Here is a 16,339-nt window from a genome sequence, read left to right on the forward strand (position 1 = left end):
CATGGAAAATATTATTTATAAAATTGACCCTAACGCAAACCGAAACACTGCACTACAGCAAGCATCAAACCATATAAAAGCAACACTTCAATCTAAATTCGGTTCCTCTTACGTGATTTCTGCTGATGCTTTTATTGATGCAGACAAAAACTGGTCACATGAAATACAAGTCCGTCAAGGCAACAAAATCGGAGCTGCCGTTGGTTTAAAATGGGAAAAATCCAATCCGAATGTCGTCCTGCTTGACGCTAGCGAATCTTCCAAAATAGGTAACATAATCACCATTTCCGTTCTCCTTTTATTTTTGGTAATCGGTGGTTATATGGGGTACAACAAAATCGAACCATTCGCCTTTTTACCGGGATACAGAATCGCTGCCGGTTTGGGTGGTCTGTTTGCACTTATCCCCGGGATTATTCTTGTTTTTATTTTGAAATCAATACTACTGAAAGGCGAAAAAGAGCAAAATGCACAACTTGTTAACGAAGTCAGACAAGTGATTCAAAATATATCTGCTAACAATATATAATAACGTAATGGCGAAATCAAAACCTATCGGACTTAAGAAGGTTGCGAAACCGGAAGATATGAGTAAAGTAATCATTTCTTTTCCAAGACCTGCAGACGTTCTTGCCGAACCCAAACATTTCGAACAGAAAATCCTGTTGCCGCAGTATAGTATTCCGGGACAAATTATAAAACCGGAATTCGCTGATGTTGTGTTCCATTTTATCGTGACACCGGTATTTCTGGATTATGCTGATTTCAGACTTACTGCTGATAACAAATACGAAATCGTATCCTACAGTGAAACCCCTATTTCGAATTTCGATGAAAAGTTTCTCAAATGGTGTGCCGGTGATATGGAGGACAATTTTTACGGATACGAAGACAAACCAACCTATTTTGAAGTTGACAAATCGGTAAAAAGCGAAAGCATTTATAAAGGTGGAGAACCTATTTGGGATCAAACCACCTACGAAAAAGACAATGTGCGCAAAACAGATTATTCACTCGATATCTTTAAAGATGAAAACGGTGAGCTTATGGAATTCATCGCTGCTCTTTATGACAGCAACATTTATGGTTCGTATAATCTGTTCTATTCACCTAAAACGCGTTTAATACGTCAGTTTCATCAATCGACCTAAAAATGATACCACTGAATAGTTTACAAACCGATCTAAATCGCTTGTATGAAGGGCAGGATACCAAAGCTTTAAAAATCGAATTCAACAGGAAGGATAGCTTGCTTAAACAGATGCATATCTTTGAGAACGGATTCTGGTTTCTGGCACCCTTTGCATTCGATTTGGCCTCTTACAAAACTTTAGCCGTTTCACTTTCACCTCGTATGACGTCTTTGAAAGACGAACCCGTAGTAAAAGTTTACACCGGATCTTACGGTGATGTAGCAGCCGTCACCCAAGCGCCCGATGTAAAGGCAATAATTCCGATGGCTTACCTGAAATTGATGGAAACCGCTACTGCAATCAAAGCTTTGAAATCCGATTTGGAGGCCGCAATCAGTCAGTCGAAACCGCTTTTTGATTATCTGGGAGAAGGGGATCTTGATTTTCTTAAATCCTATTTGTCGGATGAGGAAAATCAGGAACGTTTTAAAAAAGCAAAAAGAAATTATGATTCTTTTTTCTGTGATTTCTGGAATCATTATTACGACACGCCCGAACACAAAAAAGCGTTTGATCTTTTCGCTCAGTTAATCGACAACAAGAAATTTCTACCCGAATTTCAGGAAGAAGATTACGGTATCTGGAATGCATACGTCTATAGTGCGCTCACAGAACGGGCTGACAATTTGGAGCCTAAAAATAAAGTCCAAATGGAAAAGCAGTACTGGCATTTATGGAAATATGCGCGCATGCCGCTTGGGGTGGATTGCGATAGTATGCCCTTTAAAAAATATGAATACTACACTGGTCAATCAAAAGACATGATGTGGCATGTGAGTTTGTCGATTAATTCGGCACGTGACCACTATGGTTTTTTACCCGATGAAGTAGCCAACCATCCGTTGTATGAAGCTACGACTCTTATTCAAGACAAACAATATGCAGGCGACCAACACTGGATTGCCGCAAAGCGTTTTGATGAAGAATTTAACGATCCCGAATCCTGCTGGAATGCTTTGGTATGTACGGCCTATTGGGCGGGACTTGCGAGACGTTTCGATCTTGTGGAGGCCTCGTGGCAATACGCAATCGATTTGTCGCAAAGACAGGGTTGGAATGTGCTAAACGAAGTACTCAAGGATCAATGGGCTTTTTATGAGTATCACAGTAACGACAGGCGCACCAAAATGGATAGCGTAAAAAACCTTTTAGATAATTTTATCAAAATCGAAGTCGAAGCACTTCGTACTAACGATACTTCCCTGATAGGTCAATTGCATGCGATGACGTATCTCAAATGGAGTTTTCTACCGGAATTCGATTTCGGATGGGAAGAACAAGCGACAAAAAACGAACAGCCAATACCGCGTCATCTGTATAAAATCGTACAATACGAACACGAACATTACGGAGAAATCTGGGCGTGCTACCTATCTGCCGCCAATCCGGAAAACGGACGCAAGACGTTGGACGATTGTTTTATATTGGCACAAATTGACGGTGAACACAAACTAATTGCCCGATGCATCACAACTGACAGCAAAGCAGACAGATGGACAAGAGCTTCCGGAAACCCGGATATCGGGGATTACGTTAGAAACACTTCTATTACACAACAGTTCTTTAACAAGCCTACCGATACGGAATGGGCATTAAACGATTTCGGAGACTATGAAAAAATTTTTTAAAATTGGCTGTGGAGCCATTATCGGCTTATTTGCCATCGCTTATGCTATTTATTACTATAATTATGGAAGCGGCGGACCAACGCAAGCCGTTAAATTCATGAATACAGGAACAGAATTGCGCTCTGTGACTTTTGAACAGATAATGCCCGACGGGAAACTGGAGAAAATATACACCATCGACAGTAAAATCAAACCGGATGAATCGCTTATTCGACAAGTTCCGCCAGGTAATTATAAGATTTCCGTTTGGGACACAAACGATAGTTTGGTTAAAACTTCTGAATATAAGCTTAAACTTCCAAAAGCGGATGAATCGAATTACAAATTGCTGCGTTTCGATTTGGCTGTAGACAAACTTTTAGTACTCGTAAACATGAACAGCTTGTACGGAGGTAATGCAATCGCCGATCATATGTCGAAAGCAATGGGAACAAAAAGCGACGGGATTAAGATTGCAAGGGTATATGACGGAGAATTTCCGTTTCTAATCGAAGAAATGTATACGATACGTACTATAATCGACCTGGAGGAAGACTTTCCGGACCGAATAAAATACGGTAATGTAGTCTATGGATTGTTTGCTATTCCGAAAGCACTACCTAAAGATCAACTTCAAAATGCTTTAATTAAAGAAATTGCCAAAAAAACAGTAAAATAAGTATGTCAAAATACAATATGCTTGAAGCTCAGGGCAAACAAGCCTATCTTGCTGCTTTGGATGAAATCGGATGGTTTGACCTTCCGCAAAACGATCGTTCCAAAATCGAAGCAAAAATCAACGAAAGTAACGGTGATTTTTACCTCAGCCTGCATCATTTGACCTTTTTGGCCGAAGATTTTGAAACCGAAGACGGATTTAAAGATTTGATTGCAACCTTTCAAACAATAACAGGAATCCGTTTTCAATCGGTTGATTTTGATTTCAACGAAGACAAAATGGAACTCAAGATTATTGCCAAAACCGATACCCAAACGATCACAACATGGGTAGACATGAGCGAATATCCGGTTTCAGAAGTCGAAGGAATATTAAATGAGATCATCAACGAGATCGGTATGGAAACGCATTTTGTTTGGCTTCCGCTCGAAAGTGAAATTCTTTTTTACGTTTTTGTACCTCACGAACTGTATATGAAAGCTGTTAAAAAAGGTATTATCCCACAAGACGATTATTATATTAACGGTTTATACGATGAATACAACATCGACGAAAGCCAGCCTTAAATTGACAATATGAAAGAACAAATACTAGAATTACTTAAAAGTGATTCGCTTCACCATTACCTCGTCGGAATCGACCTTTTCCTCACTAGCTACCGCAACAATTCGATCACCAGTGCTGATTTGGATCATGAAATCATCGAACGTATCTGTGCTGTTTTCCTGATTGAGAGATGGGCAGAACATGAGGATTGGACCGGCATTCTCGATGTTTTTATGGATGTGTTACCAAAGTACGGTTACTATTTGTCCCATGAAGATACAGGGCATCATCTGAGAGGACTTACGATATTCATCGATGGAATTCATCAGGGAGAAATCGATCTTTCCGGTTTTTTATACGCTTCCAAAAATGCTTATATCGATGCGCAGACCACTGCTCAAGCGCTCAAAGAATATTTTCAGAAAGAAAATGATGAGATATCGACCGGTATATTCGAAGAAATGGAGACGTTTTTTGGTAGTATTGCCTCGGGTCAGTTCGGTGCGGCACAAATTATAAGTGAATTGCGCGATTGGTCGGTAGAAATGGCACAAGGTTTTTATGTCGTGATGTCTCATACGGACTATAACCGTAACTGGATGTTACGCAGTTTGTACAAAGTAGTCGACTCGCCTATTATTCAGGAACAAATTTTTGACAAATTCCTGAATGTATTACGTACGATACGCGTCCAATACGAAGAAAACGGCGAAAACGAAAAACTCGAACCGATGGATGAATTTATTGAATCGATTGTTTCGGCAAGTAAAGGCGAATAATCTTCTTCGAAGGCAAAAAATAAGATTGATAATGTTTATTTTCGATGCCGGATATTCGAATTAATTAATCAGGAATGGAATATAAAGTTTTACGAAAAACCAATAAAAAACACATCACATTTAATACGCTATTCTATGGCGGAATATTGGTTTGGGTACTTACGCTATTTTCATCCGCTATTTTCGATTATATCGATATTATCTGGATAAAATTGCTTGTATTGGCGGAGTTATTCTTTGTTATGGCAATTCCATTAATCAGTTTTTTTAAATTTAATGAATACAAGACCTTAAAAGGCGAGTTGTCTTCACTATTAATCTTCCATCCCGATGGTATTCAGATCGACTCCAAATTCCACGAATTGGATACGATAAAAAAAATCAACCTGGAACATACCAGCGATTACAAAGGGCGTTTTGCTCCTGAAAGAGGCGATTTTGACGGAAATTTATCCAATGGTGTTGCGAATTTACTTGTGCTTAACCTGATTAACGGCACTCGTATTTCGTTACACTTTCAACAAAGTAAACAAGATGAAATATTTCAGGAAAAGGAAAATCTGATACGGTACTGTAATGACGGAAAACTAGGTCTCCTATCCCTTTTGGATATTTTAAGGATTACCGATTACAACGAAATTCAGCGCTTTAAAAAAGAAAATATATCAAGGCTTAGTAACTAAAAATTTTCCTTTCAAAATATAGTTGTTGTTATACTGCCGGCCTTACAGCCGGCATATAAACCAATTCACTCAGGTTTCCCGTCCTTATACTGTATTAACACCAAAAAGATACCCAACTAAAGCAGTTGCTCCCATGGCAATAGTTCCCCAAAAACAGATTCGGGCCATCGCTTTTACTATTCCGGAGCCTCCGGTTTTTGCTGCTATAGCTCCTAATAACATTAAAAAAATAATCGAAAACAGGTATTGATACGGTATCATATGCGGTAACGGTGCGAACCAGGAAACCAACAGTGGTAATACGGCACCGGCAACAAACGAAAAAAACGATGCCAATGCCGCAAGAAATGGCTTAGCCTGAGTAATTTCATTTAGTCCCAATTCGTCCCGGGCATGCGCTTCGAGCGCATTATGACGTGTTAACTGTTCGGCAACCTGTAAAGCTAAATCGGCCTCAAGTCCTCTTTGGCGATAAACTTTTGCGAGTTCCGTTAATTCAACATCCGGCATTAACTCCAATTCCCGTTTTTCTCTGGCCAGATCCGATGCTTCCGTATCTTCCTGAGAGCTTACCGAAACATATTCACCGGCCGCCATCGACATGGCTCCTGCAACTAACCCGGCCAAAGCCGTTAGTACAATAACCGTACGGTCGTTACTGGCCGCAGCCACACCGATTACAATACTACTGGTCGATAAAATTCCATCGTTTGCTCCTAAAACGGCTGCACGTAACCATCCTACTCTATTGATATAATGTTTTTCCAATTCCATAATAAACTTCTAAAATTTTCGAATAAAACCTAATCCGACAGTATTAGACTGATAATACGGATAAACCATCGTGGTTACTTTTTCTTTTTTACCTTTTAACAGATGATCAATCTTAGGAAAAAGCCAATAGGCTAACTCGGTAGACAAAATACCGATTCCGGCACCTGCAACAACATCCCCTACCCAATGTTTATCATTTAAAATCCGGTAAATACCGGTAAAAGCAGCCAAAGGATATCCGGAAAGAGCCAGCCAAAGCGATTTGTCTTCATATTCGCGAAACATAAAATGTGCCGATGAAAAAGCGGTAGCCGTATGTCCGGAAGGAAAAGAAAGATTATTCGACTTATCGGGTCGCTCTTCTTTAACCAAATACTTTACCGGCATGATTACTGCTCCGGTAATTAGTTGTGAAGTCGCATAAATTATAGTACGGTCACGCAAATTATGCTTTCCTTCAACACCAAACAGATTTAAGGCATATACCGCTGCTGCCGGTGCATATTGGGTATAATTATCATATACAATATGTTTGGGAGTGTGCTCATTAACCTCAAATTGAGTGGAATTATTGATATTTTTAATATCTTCAACCATCAAACTCAGCAATCCATAAGTAATGAATATAGCGGGAATGATCATTTTTTTTCCTGAAAATTGATAAACGGGATCTGATTTTTTTACCACATCGGTAGTATCGGGATTACTTCCCAAAAACAGATCCGTATCCGAAACCGTCGTACCATAAAAAGTACTTCCCCAAAATACTACTGTTATCAGCACTATTATCTTTTTGATTTTTTTGGTATTTTGTATCATTCTTCCTTATTTTTTAATTGCATTAATAAAGTATAAGCCCCGTTTGAAACAATTGTCTTTCCCTCTAAGGTACTACTATTTTGTATCGCAACATCCGATTTTTCTTTATTTCCAATCGTAACTTCCTGCATCATATATTTACGCGGGGCAGTTTGTACGAATACATAATCTTTCCCTTCATAATTAACAATACTCGCTTCAGGAAGGGTTTTTGCTTTCCCGGAAGTTAATTCGACCTCAGCATTCATATACATTCCGGGTAATAAGTCCTTATCATAACGTGTAAAATGGCAATGTACCGTAGTTAATCCATCCGTATTAATATCTTTACTGATCAATATTATTTGCGCTTCGTATTTTTTATCGGGTTCTGCATTGCTGTAGGCTATTATTTTCTGACCGATGGCGAGCTTGATTACATCTTTTTCGTAGACTCTTAAACTTAGGTGAATGTCTTCCGGATCAATGAGTTCGAACATCACATCAGAAGGTGCTATATATTTACCTATGTTGGCATTTACTTTACTTACAAAACCACTAATGGGGCTGTAAACGGACACGTTTTTCGAAATTTTGTCCGCCGTGAGTGTTGCCGGATTAATTGTAATCAGTTTTAATTTTTCGGCCAGTGCTTTCATCAGAATACGCTGATTATTCATTTCTGCCTGAGCTAACTGTAAGACTTTATTACTGCTGGCCTGACTTTGATTCAGGTCTTTTTGGCGGTAATAATCTAACTCTGCAAAATTAAACCTTGATTTTGCCTGTAAATAATCCTGTTGTAACTGGATGTATTGCTGATCTTCCATAATCGCAATGCGTTCTCCTTTGCGGACATGTGTTCCCGGCAAAAGCTTTGTTTCCAGCAAATATCCGCCCATTGGAGCACTAACTGAAATAAGATTTTGTGGCGGCACATCTATTTTTCCGTTTAGTTTCAATATACCGGCCATATCTTTTTCGATCAATTTTATGGTTTCGATGCCCGCATTTTTAAATTGCGTTTCAGTTAATACTACCTGATTTTCATTTTGAGGCAGGTTATTTTCAGCAGCAACTTCTCCTTTGTCTTTACAGCTTATCAGCAATTGCAGGACAAGAAGCAGTACTGTTTTGACGATTATACGAGGTCCGTATTTTTTGTTACTGACAACCATTTGTTTTGTATAAGTGTCTGATAGTATCATTATCATATTGTTTTAATTAGAGGTAAGATAATTAAGCTGAATAACAGTATCATTCAGTGTTTTTAAGGCTTCTGCATAATTGCTCTGAATACCGATGGCCTGATTTAAAAGCAGTACAAAATCGAGATAGTTAATTTCTCCGTTTACGAACTGTTTTTCGGCTGTTTCTGTAATTAACAGGGCATTCTTAAGTCCGTTATTTTCAAAATACCGGACAATTTCGAGGTTACTCTGATAGGCTGCCATCAGCTTTTTATTTTGTGTTTGCAGTTGTGCTGTTGCAGCTTCGTAATCACTTTGTGTTACTGTCTCCATTATTTTTGACGCTTTCGCTCTGTTTTTTTGCCCCTTTGTAAATAGGGGTAAGGAAACTCCGGCCTGGATAGAATGGAAGCGACTACCGGCATCATATACCACTTCATTCGCTCCGGTACCTCTAAAGCTCGTATTACTATAGCCTACCATAAATCCGGGAAGTAAACGGGCTTTTTCCAATTCTGTTTGGCGTTCGGCTACCGTTTTTGACTGGCCAAGCAGCTTTAAAAAAGGGTGCTCCTCAACAGCAGAAGTCGGTATTAACACTGCTTTTTTATTGGCTTTTTCAGGTTTATATATAGTATCCGAATTAAGCAATAACTGAAATTGCAATAACCCGACTGCTATTTCCTGTTGGATTTGTTTCAATTGAGTGGCTATAGCCATTTTTTGGGTTTCGGCAGTTACTTTTTCCAGGACATTACTTTCCCCTTTTTGGAGTCGGAGGCTGGCCTTCTGATAAAAATTCCCGTAGAGTGTATCGGCTTTAGAAAGGAGCTTTTCTTTTTCGTACCAATATTGTAACTGATAGTAAAGCTGAGTAACGGCTTTTTTAATTTCATATTCCTTTAACGAAACACTCAAAATGCTTTGCTTCCATTCTTCTTCATAAAGTTGTCGTTGTCTTTTGTATACGGTTGGAAAAGCAAAACTTTGAGATACTCCGAATTTAGTATCATTATAATAGCTGTTAATCTGACCTACATCTGCTGTAAGATCAGTTTGAGGGAGACTGGCAGATGATTTGATCAATGCTTCGGCATAATCGGCTTTTAATTTTTCGCTTTTAAGGCTCCGGTTATTTTTCACTGCAATTTCAAGGGCTTTATCAAGTGCAATTTCCGTTTGAGCCTGTAGCTGAATTCCCAGCATTAAAAAGGCTATGAGACTAAGCAATTTTAAACTTTTTATGCCCGCTTTTAATTTGATTCCCTTTTCAAATAAGATGAAAAGTATGGGTAGTACAAAAAGTGTCAGGAAGGTCGCAATTAGTAATCCTCCAATTACTACCGTTGCAAGCGGACGTTGTACCTCGGCTCCGGCTCCGTTACTTACCGCCATAGGCAAAAAGCCTAGTGAGGCTACAAATGCGGTCATTAATACCGGACGAAGTCGTAATCCGGTACCGGTTGTTACAATTCGGGCTATATTTTCCATACCTGTTTTCTTTAATCGGTTAAATTCAGCAATCAGAACAATACCATTTAACACCGCCACACCAAAAAGGGCAATAAATCCAACGCCGGCACTAATGCTAAAGGGCATTCCCCTTAATGCCAAAAACAAAATCCCCCCTATAGTCGATAATGGAATCGCCGTGTAAATAAGTAAACTTTCTTTTACGGATTTAAAAGCAAAAAACAACAATACAAAAATCAGCAGTAATGAAACCGGAACTGCTATCAGCAAACGTTTTTTCGCTTCGTTCAGGTTTTCAAACGAACCGCCATAGGTAATATAATATCCGTCGGGTAACTTAATGTTCGAACTGACTTTTGTCTGGAGTTCTTCTACAATACTCTGTACATCACGACCTTTTACATTAAATCCCACAATTATACGGCGTTGTGCATTTTCCCTTTGAATCTGATTCGGCCCGTTTTTAACCTGAATGTCTGCCAGTTGTATTAAAGGAATCTGATTTCCGTTTGGTGCCGGAACCAATAAATTACGAACATCTTCAATACTCTTTCTATCATTCGTATTAAGTCGTACGACAAGATCGAATCGTTTTTCTCCTTCAAAAACTAACCCGGTACTTTGTCCGGCAAAAGCCGTATTAACGACTTTGTTGATATCGGCTATCGATAAATGATATTGAGCAATTAATGGTCGGTTATAGGCAATAATAATCTGCGGCATACCGGTTACCGGTTCGATATAAATATTTTCTGCGCCATTTACAGTTCCAATCACTTTACCTAACCGGTTTGCTACTTTTGCCAATGAATCGAGGTTTTCTCCAAAAATTTTTAAAACCACATCCTGTCGGGCTCCGGTCATCAGTTCATTAAATCGCATTTGTACCGGGAACTGGAATCCGGCGGTAATTCCGGGAACATCCTGTAGTGCTTTATGCATTTTGGCAGACAGTTCCGGAAACGTGCGCGCCGAAGTCCATTCGCTTTTATCCTTTAAAATAACCATCATATCACTGGCATCCATGGGCATGGGATCGGTTGGAACTTCTCCGCTACCGATTTTTGTAACCACTTTAATCACTTCGGGAAACTGTGATTTTAAAATATGCGCTGCTTTTTGCGTAGTTTCTATCGTAGTGGTTAGATTACTCCCCGTTAATACGCGGGTATCTACTGCAAAGTCACCTTCTTCAAGCGAAGGGATAAACTCCCCTCCCAAAGTGCTCATTACTCCTATGGCTATAACAAACAAAGCAAATACGGCTCCTAAAATGATTCCCGGAATTCGTAAAACCTTTACTAATGCTTTTTTATATGTGTTTTCCACACGTGCCATAACCCTGTCGGACAAGTTCGCCTTATGACTTACTTTTTTACTTAGAAAAAAAGAACTCATCATCGGGATATAGGTCAGCGACAAAATAAACGCTCCGAGTAGTGCAAAAGCTACAGTTTGCGCCATTGGCCGAAACATTTTACCTTCAATTCCTTCCAATGTGAAAATAGGGAGATAAACTATTAAGATAATAATTTGTCCGAACACAGCACTATTCATCATTTTACTGGCCGAGCCGACTACAGCTTTGTCCATTTGCTTGCCGGACAGATTGGTAATCTTTTGAAATCGGGCATTGTGCGATAACTGATGCATCACCGATTCTACAATAATTACGGCTCCGTCTACAATCAGCCCGAAATCCAACGCACCTAAACTCATCAGATTCCCGCTAACTCCAAAGGCATTCATCATACAGATGGCAAAAAGCATCGATAACGGGATTACGGAAGCGACCAGTAAACCTGCCCGGATATTGCCGAGAAAAATTACCAGTACAAAGACAACTATCAGTGCACCTTCCAGCAAATTGCGTTCGACCGTACCGATCGCATTGTTCACCATTTTCGTCCGATCGAGAAAAGGTTCGATTACTACGCCTTTCGGCAAGGTTTTCTGAATCTGATCAATGCGCTCTTTTACATTTTTGATCACCTGACTACTGTTGGCACCTTTAAGCATCATAACCACAGCACCGGCTACCTCGCCCTGATCATTATAACACATGGCGCCGTAACGGGTTGCAAATCCGGTTTTAATATCGGCTATATCCCTTAAAAACAAAGGCGTTTCGTTATTTTTACCGGCTATCGCGATGTTTTCAATATCGCTGAGCGTACCGATGAGTCCTTCACTTCGGATATACAATACGGTTGGCCCCTTTTCGATATAAGCCCCTCCGGTATTCTGATTGTTGTTTTCGAGTGCTGTAAAAACGTCGTTTATTGTAATACCGTATGCATTTAATTTATCCGGTTTAACAGCGATTTCATATTGCTTTAGCTTTCCGCCAAAACTACTGACCTCGGCAACTCCTTTTACACCCAATAATTGACGACGAACAATCCAGTCCTGTAATGTCCTTAATTCAGTAATATCATATTGCTGTTCATAGCCTTTTTCCGGGCGTAATACATACTGATAAATTTCTCCTAATCCGGTTGAAATCGGTCCCAAACCCGGTGTTCCTATCCCCTGCGGGATCTGGCTTTGTACTTGTTGCAGACGCTCTGCTACCTGTTGCCGCGCCCAGTAAATATCAACATTATCTTCAAACACTATGGTTACTAAAGACAATCCGAATCTGGAAAAGCTGCGTATTTCCTTTAATCCTGAAATGTTACTGTTGGCCTGTTCAATCGGAAAAGTAACCAGTCGTTCGATATCGGTGGCACCGAATGACGGTGCCGTGGTAATCACCTGAACCTGATTATTGGTTATATCCGGAACGGCATCGATGGGCAATTGAGTGGCCTGATAGCCTCCATAGCCAATCAGCGCCACTATCAATAATCCTATGATGAGTTTATTTCTTACCGAAAACTCTATTATTTTATTTAGCATAATTCTATTTTATTAATCTGATACGCTTCGAATATTTGTATAGAAATCCGCAAACACCACTATTGGTGTCTGTATAAAATCTACTACTCAAAAAAAATTAACAAAACCTCGGAGGCTGCCAAATACTTGAAAGATATGAGGAAATATAACCGGGGGAGTCATAAAATGCCTGTTGCTTTTCTACCCGGTTAGTGTTTAGTGGATTCGTAAAAGAAATGGGTGTTGGAATAACAAAAGAGATGGAAGCCACCACGGGATACGTCAATGCTTTAAATGGCAATTGCATATCGCGGTCATAATCGGCATCGTGTACATTTCCATTAGCATAATGCAGACATAAAAAGTCCCAAAGTGTTATTTTGTCATTCTCGTGTCGATGCTCTAAATAATGCTCAACTAATATCGGTATTTTCAACAATTCCGACAATTGAGTTGCTGAAAACAGATACAGGCTTACAAATAGTATCGCTATCGTTTTTTTCATTACTATAAATATAAGTTTTTTTTAAGTTGTTTGTTACGCTTATTTTAATTCTTATTCAGATTGCTTAAAAAAACAAAGCGCTCATATACAAAAAGTTACCTCAGCACTTTATTATTATTTATTCTTTGTATAAACAATTGTTTTTGATTATTTTTTAAGTCTGTGAATCAAAAAAAATCATATCTTAGATAGCCATTTTATATACAGCGCTTTTATTTTAGGTTACCGTTTCTTTTTTACGAATACACAACTTCAAAAAAGTAACAACATAACATTCAGACAAATAGAAAAAACACTACTCAATTCTATATTTGCTAATCTCTAAAAAGGGACGGTATTGTCTTCGTATTACTTATAATAACTATTCTTATGAAATTTATAGCCTTACTTCTAATGATATTCCTCCCTACGCATTGGGAGCCGGATTTTGAGCATGCTAAAAAATTAGCAAAAGAAAAAAACGAGTTAATTCTGCTGAACTTTTCCGGTTCAGACTGGTGTGTTCCCTGTATTGTAATGCATCGGGACTATTTTAACGACAGTGGTTTTACTGCGATGGCAGATGACAACCTGGTTATGGTTAATGCCGATTTCCCAAGAAAGAAAAAAAATAGGGGAACAGCAGATTTGATCAAAAGAAATGAAGCCCTCGCTGAAAAATACAACAAAGAAGGCCTTTTTCCTCTAACCTTACTTTTAAATGCAGATGGTAAAGTGATCAAAACCTGGAAAGGAAAACCGGATGTTTCGGTAGCACAATGGACACAGGAAGTAAAAAATATCTGTGATGCTCAAAAATAATCCGACTCTATGAAAACCTATTCTCAGTCGTTAAAGCTGATGGGCAACAATTTCACAATATCGGTAGTAGCCGAACAGGAAGCGTTTGCCCAAACAAATATAGAAAGGGCAATTGCCGAAATAAGACGAATTGAGCAACTATTTACCACCTATAAAGATGACAGTCAAACAAACCGGATTAATAAAAATGCCGGAATCGCCCCCGTAACAGTTGATCAAGAAGTGTTTGATTTAATTGAGCGAAGTATAAGCATCTCAAAAATAACGCAGGGAGCGTTTGACATTAGCTACGGGAGTATTGACACATCGTTATGGAACTTTGATAAAACCATGACCGCATTACCGTCTAAAGAAGAAGCTAGAAAGCGGGTTCACCTCATCAATTATAAAAACATTATTCTGGATAAAAGCAATTATAGTGTTTTTTTAAAAGAAAAAGGAATGCGGATCGGTTTTGGAGGGATCGGGAAAGGATATGCCGCAGAACGGGCTAAAAAAATTCTAATAGAGAATAAGGTTATAAGCGGTATTATCAATGCAAGTGGGGATCTTACTACCTGGGGAAAACAACCCAACGGTAAACAATGGACTATTGGTATTGCCAATCCCGATCAGCCGACAGCTGCATTCTCCTTTATTGAAATATCGGATAAAGCAGTAGCCACTTCCGGCAACTATGAAAAATATATCCTGATAGACGGTCAAAAATATTCACACACCATTGATCCTAAAACCGGATTACCTATCAGAGGAATTAAGAGTGTTACCATTATTTGTAATAATGCCGAGCTTGCCGATGCGATGACAACTCCGATTGCCATTATGGGAATTCAGGCCGGCTTGTATCTAATCAATCAGATACCGGATCTGTATTGTATTATAATAGACGATAACAATAAAATTTACACATCCAAAAACATCAACCTCCAATGAAAAAAGTAATGTCTCATCTGCTTTCCGTTTTATCCGGCGTACTTGTATTTGCGACGGCATCCTGTACTTCGGTAAAAGAATATCAGAAAGGAAAACTAAACGATTCAGAAATGGTCCTTTCCAACCGAAAAATAGAAAAAACCGAATTAAGTTTTCAATCCTATCGTGAGGGTTCTTCCGGAGCAAACTCCGGTAAGAGCGGCGGTGGGTGCGGTTGTAATTAATCTTTAACTTCTAAAAAACTAACCGATGAAGCGAATCGTTATAACAGGCTTTGCCTTATTAGGAATACTGCGTGTACAGGCACAGACGCCGCCTGATTCGACGGGTTATAAGAGTACCCGATTAAAAGTAGACGAAATTAATCTGGTCTCCAGTTACTATCGTCAGGATGGGAATAATTCGGCTGTCACGGGGGGCATCGGTACGGAAAAACTAACCGATGTATCCAATACCATTGATGTAAAACTGATCCGGTACAGTAAATCGGGAAAAAAGCACACGCTTGATGTAGAAGCCGGCATCGATTATTACACTTCTGCTTCATCGGATATGATTGATCTTCAAGCCAATTCATCTGCATCATCATCAGATATTCGTTTTTATCCCTCTTTTAATTACAGTATCGAAAACGAAGAGAAAGGAAACACCCTTGGCTTTGGTTTGTCATCGTCATCGGAATTCGATTATCAATCTTTTGGTGGTAATGTGGGCTATTCCAAAAAAACAAAAGACAAAAACGGCGAATTTACAGCCAAATTTCAGGCTTATCTGGATCAGGTAAAGTTAATTGAACCCATCGAGCTGCGAACAAACGGAAATCATTACGGTTCGGCATCAAGGAATACCTTTGCCGGTTCCCTTAGCTATTCTCAAATTATAAATCAGAATCTTCAAATCGTCTTTTTAGCCGATATTATCACACAAAACGGCTATTTAAGCCTTCCTTTTCACCGGGTTTATTTTACGGACGGAACAGTGCATCAGGAAAACTTACCCGGCAACCGGTTAAAAATTCCTTTGGGCGTGAGAACCAGTTATTTTTTGGGTGATAATATCATTATCCGTGCCTATTATCGTTATTATACTGATGACTGGGATATCAAATCCCATACAGCAGATATTGAGGTTCCGGTAAAAATATCACCTTTCTTTTCGTTAAGTCCGTTCTACCGGTTTTACACACAAAGTGCCGCTAAATATTTTAAACCCTATGAAGCGCATACAGGTACCGATGATTACTATACCAGCAACTACGATCTTTCAAAGTTTGACAGTAATTTCTTCGGAATCGGGATGAAATTGACGCCGCCTAAAGGAGTATTCGGAATTAAACATTTTAACACCCTCGAAATACGTTACGGTCATTATTCCAGAACAACAGCCTTAAATGCTGATATTATCAGTATTAATCTGAAATACAAATAATCAGGATATCGCTTTATCAAACACAAAAAATTAAAATAGCAACAATTAAAACCTGAGGTATCCCCCAGCA

At 39.1% G+C, this 16,339-nt stretch carries 16 protein-coding genes; 11 read left to right on the forward strand and 5 right to left on the reverse strand.

Features of this window, described 5'->3' with window-relative positions:
- Position 1: 1 nt before the first annotated feature.
- From NOX80_RS01940 to NOX80_RS01970, 7 genes are all read left to right on the forward strand, one after another.
- Positions 2–529 carry a hypothetical protein gene (locus NOX80_RS01940; RefSeq protein WP_256551656.1) on the forward strand — a complete coding sequence of 176 codons (528 nt, stop codon included), beginning with the start codon at positions 2–4 and terminating at the stop codon, positions 527–529.
- Between the two features lie 7 nt (positions 530–536).
- A complete protein-coding gene (locus NOX80_RS01945; RefSeq protein ID WP_256551657.1) occupies positions 537–1,151 on the forward strand; it encodes a hypothetical protein in 615 nt (204 codons plus the stop codon).
- Between the two features lie 2 nt (positions 1,152–1,153).
- Complete coding sequence (locus NOX80_RS01950; protein WP_256551658.1) at positions 1,154–2,821, forward strand: hypothetical protein; 1,668 nt, start codon at positions 1,154–1,156, stop codon at positions 2,819–2,821.
- Entirely contained in the window at positions 2,805–3,479 is a 675-nt protein-coding gene (locus NOX80_RS01955) for a hypothetical protein (RefSeq protein WP_256551659.1), read from the forward strand. The genes NOX80_RS01950 and NOX80_RS01955 overlap by 17 nt, the downstream gene beginning before the upstream one ends.
- 2 nt (positions 3,480–3,481) lie before the next feature.
- Positions 3,482–4,045 carry a hypothetical protein gene (locus tag NOX80_RS01960; RefSeq protein ID WP_256551660.1) on the forward strand — a complete coding sequence of 188 codons (564 nt, stop codon included), beginning with the start codon at positions 3,482–3,484 and terminating at the stop codon, positions 4,043–4,045.
- A gap of 9 nt (positions 4,046–4,054) precedes the next feature.
- The gene (locus NOX80_RS01965) at positions 4,055–4,804 is read left to right on the forward strand and encodes a hypothetical protein (RefSeq protein ID WP_256551661.1); all 750 of its coding nucleotides are present in this window, start codon (positions 4,055–4,057) and stop codon (positions 4,802–4,804) included.
- Positions 4,805–4,878: 74 nt separating this feature from the next.
- Positions 4,879–5,487, forward strand: a complete 609-nt coding sequence (locus NOX80_RS01970; RefSeq protein ID WP_256551662.1) for a hypothetical protein — start codon at positions 4,879–4,881, stop codon at positions 5,485–5,487.
- A gap of 84 nt (positions 5,488–5,571) precedes the next feature.
- Here the strand turns inward: NOX80_RS01970 and NOX80_RS01975 are convergent, their stop codons facing one another.
- The 5 genes from NOX80_RS01975 to NOX80_RS01995 form a co-directional block, all read right to left on the reverse strand.
- Positions 5,572–6,261, reverse strand: a complete 690-nt coding sequence (locus tag NOX80_RS01975) for a VIT1/CCC1 transporter family protein (protein WP_256551663.1) — start codon at positions 6,259–6,261, stop codon at positions 5,572–5,574.
- Positions 6,262–6,270: 9 nt separating this feature from the next.
- Positions 6,271–7,080 carry a phosphatase PAP2 family protein gene (locus NOX80_RS01980; RefSeq protein WP_256551664.1) on the reverse strand — a complete coding sequence of 270 codons (810 nt, stop codon included), beginning with the start codon at positions 7,078–7,080 and terminating at the stop codon, positions 6,271–6,273.
- Positions 7,077–8,267, reverse strand: coding sequence for an efflux RND transporter periplasmic adaptor subunit (locus tag NOX80_RS01985; protein WP_256551665.1), 1,191 nt, complete (start codon positions 8,265–8,267; stop codon positions 7,077–7,079). Before NOX80_RS01985 ends, NOX80_RS01980 begins: the two co-directional genes overlap by 4 nt.
- A gap of 12 nt (positions 8,268–8,279) precedes the next feature.
- Positions 8,280–12,623, reverse strand: coding sequence for a CusA/CzcA family heavy metal efflux RND transporter (locus tag NOX80_RS01990; protein ID WP_256551666.1), 4,344 nt, complete (start codon positions 12,621–12,623; stop codon positions 8,280–8,282).
- A 97-nt stretch (positions 12,624–12,720) separates the two neighbouring features.
- A complete protein-coding gene (locus tag NOX80_RS01995) occupies positions 12,721–13,107 on the reverse strand; it encodes a hypothetical protein (protein WP_256551667.1) in 387 nt (128 codons plus the stop codon).
- A gap of 369 nt (positions 13,108–13,476) precedes the next feature.
- On the opposite strand from NOX80_RS01995, the gene NOX80_RS02000 reads away from it, so the two are divergent.
- Genes NOX80_RS02000 through NOX80_RS02015 form a run of 4 tightly spaced genes read left to right on the forward strand, consistent with a single transcriptional unit; the run spans position 13,477 to position 16,269 of the window.
- Positions 13,477–13,908, forward strand: coding sequence for a thioredoxin family protein (locus tag NOX80_RS02000; protein ID WP_256551668.1), 432 nt, complete (start codon positions 13,477–13,479; stop codon positions 13,906–13,908).
- A gap of 9 nt (positions 13,909–13,917) precedes the next feature.
- Positions 13,918–14,841, forward strand: a complete 924-nt coding sequence (locus tag NOX80_RS02005) for an FAD:protein FMN transferase (protein WP_256551669.1) — start codon at positions 13,918–13,920, stop codon at positions 14,839–14,841.
- The gene (locus tag NOX80_RS02010; RefSeq protein ID WP_256551670.1) at positions 14,838–15,065 is read left to right on the forward strand and encodes a DUF4266 domain-containing protein; all 228 of its coding nucleotides are present in this window, start codon (positions 14,838–14,840) and stop codon (positions 15,063–15,065) included. The genes NOX80_RS02005 and NOX80_RS02010 overlap by 4 nt, the downstream gene beginning before the upstream one ends.
- 25 nt (positions 15,066–15,090) lie before the next feature.
- Positions 15,091–16,269 (forward strand): DUF3570 domain-containing protein, encoded by a 1,179-nt coding sequence (locus tag NOX80_RS02015; protein WP_256551671.1) that lies wholly within the window; start codon positions 15,091–15,093, stop codon positions 16,267–16,269.
- Positions 16,270–16,339: the final 70 nt, after the last annotated feature.

Origin of the sequence: Flavobacterium cerinum (genome assembly GCF_024496085.1) — a bacterium.
GTDB lineage: Bacteria > Bacteroidota > Bacteroidia > Flavobacteriales > Flavobacteriaceae > Flavobacterium > Flavobacterium cerinum_A.

Bases quoted from the DNA above. Each gene is read 5' to 3' on its own strand.
- NOX80_RS01975 (WP_256551663.1), bottom strand. From the start codon at position 6,261: ATGGAATTGGAAAAACATTATATCAATAGAGTAGGATGGTTACGTGCA.
- NOX80_RS01960 (WP_256551660.1), top strand. From the start codon at position 3,482: ATGTCAAAATACAATATGCTTGAAGCTCAGGGCAAACAAGCCTATCTT.
- NOX80_RS01985 (WP_256551665.1), bottom strand. From the start codon at position 8,267: ATGATACTATCAGACACTTATACAAAACAAATGGTTGTCAGTAACAAA.
- NOX80_RS02000 (WP_256551668.1), top strand. From the start codon at position 13,477: ATGAAATTTATAGCCTTACTTCTAATGATATTCCTCCCTACGCATTGG.
- NOX80_RS02015 (WP_256551671.1), top strand. From the start codon at position 15,091: ATGAAGCGAATCGTTATAACAGGCTTTGCCTTATTAGGAATACTGCGT.
- NOX80_RS01970 (WP_256551662.1), top strand. From the start codon at position 4,879: ATGGAATATAAAGTTTTACGAAAAACCAATAAAAAACACATCACATTT.
- NOX80_RS01980 (WP_256551664.1), bottom strand. From the start codon at position 7,080: ATGATACAAAATACCAAAAAAATCAAAAAGATAATAGTGCTGATAACA.
- NOX80_RS01950 (WP_256551658.1), top strand. From the start codon at position 1,154: ATGATACCACTGAATAGTTTACAAACCGATCTAAATCGCTTGTATGAA.
- NOX80_RS01955 (WP_256551659.1), top strand. From the start codon at position 2,805: ATGAAAAAATTTTTTAAAATTGGCTGTGGAGCCATTATCGGCTTATTT.
- NOX80_RS02010 (WP_256551670.1), top strand. From the start codon at position 14,838: ATGAAAAAAGTAATGTCTCATCTGCTTTCCGTTTTATCCGGCGTACTT.
- NOX80_RS01965 (WP_256551661.1), top strand. From the start codon at position 4,055: ATGAAAGAACAAATACTAGAATTACTTAAAAGTGATTCGCTTCACCAT.
- NOX80_RS02005 (WP_256551669.1), top strand. From the start codon at position 13,918: ATGAAAACCTATTCTCAGTCGTTAAAGCTGATGGGCAACAATTTCACA.
- NOX80_RS01990 (WP_256551666.1), bottom strand. From the start codon at position 12,623: ATGCTAAATAAAATAATAGAGTTTTCGGTAAGAAATAAACTCATCATA.
- NOX80_RS01945 (WP_256551657.1), top strand. From the start codon at position 537: ATGGCGAAATCAAAACCTATCGGACTTAAGAAGGTTGCGAAACCGGAA.
- NOX80_RS01995 (WP_256551667.1), bottom strand. From the start codon at position 13,107: ATGAAAAAAACGATAGCGATACTATTTGTAAGCCTGTATCTGTTTTCA.
- NOX80_RS01940 (WP_256551656.1), top strand. From the start codon at position 2: ATGGAAAATATTATTTATAAAATTGACCCTAACGCAAACCGAAACACT.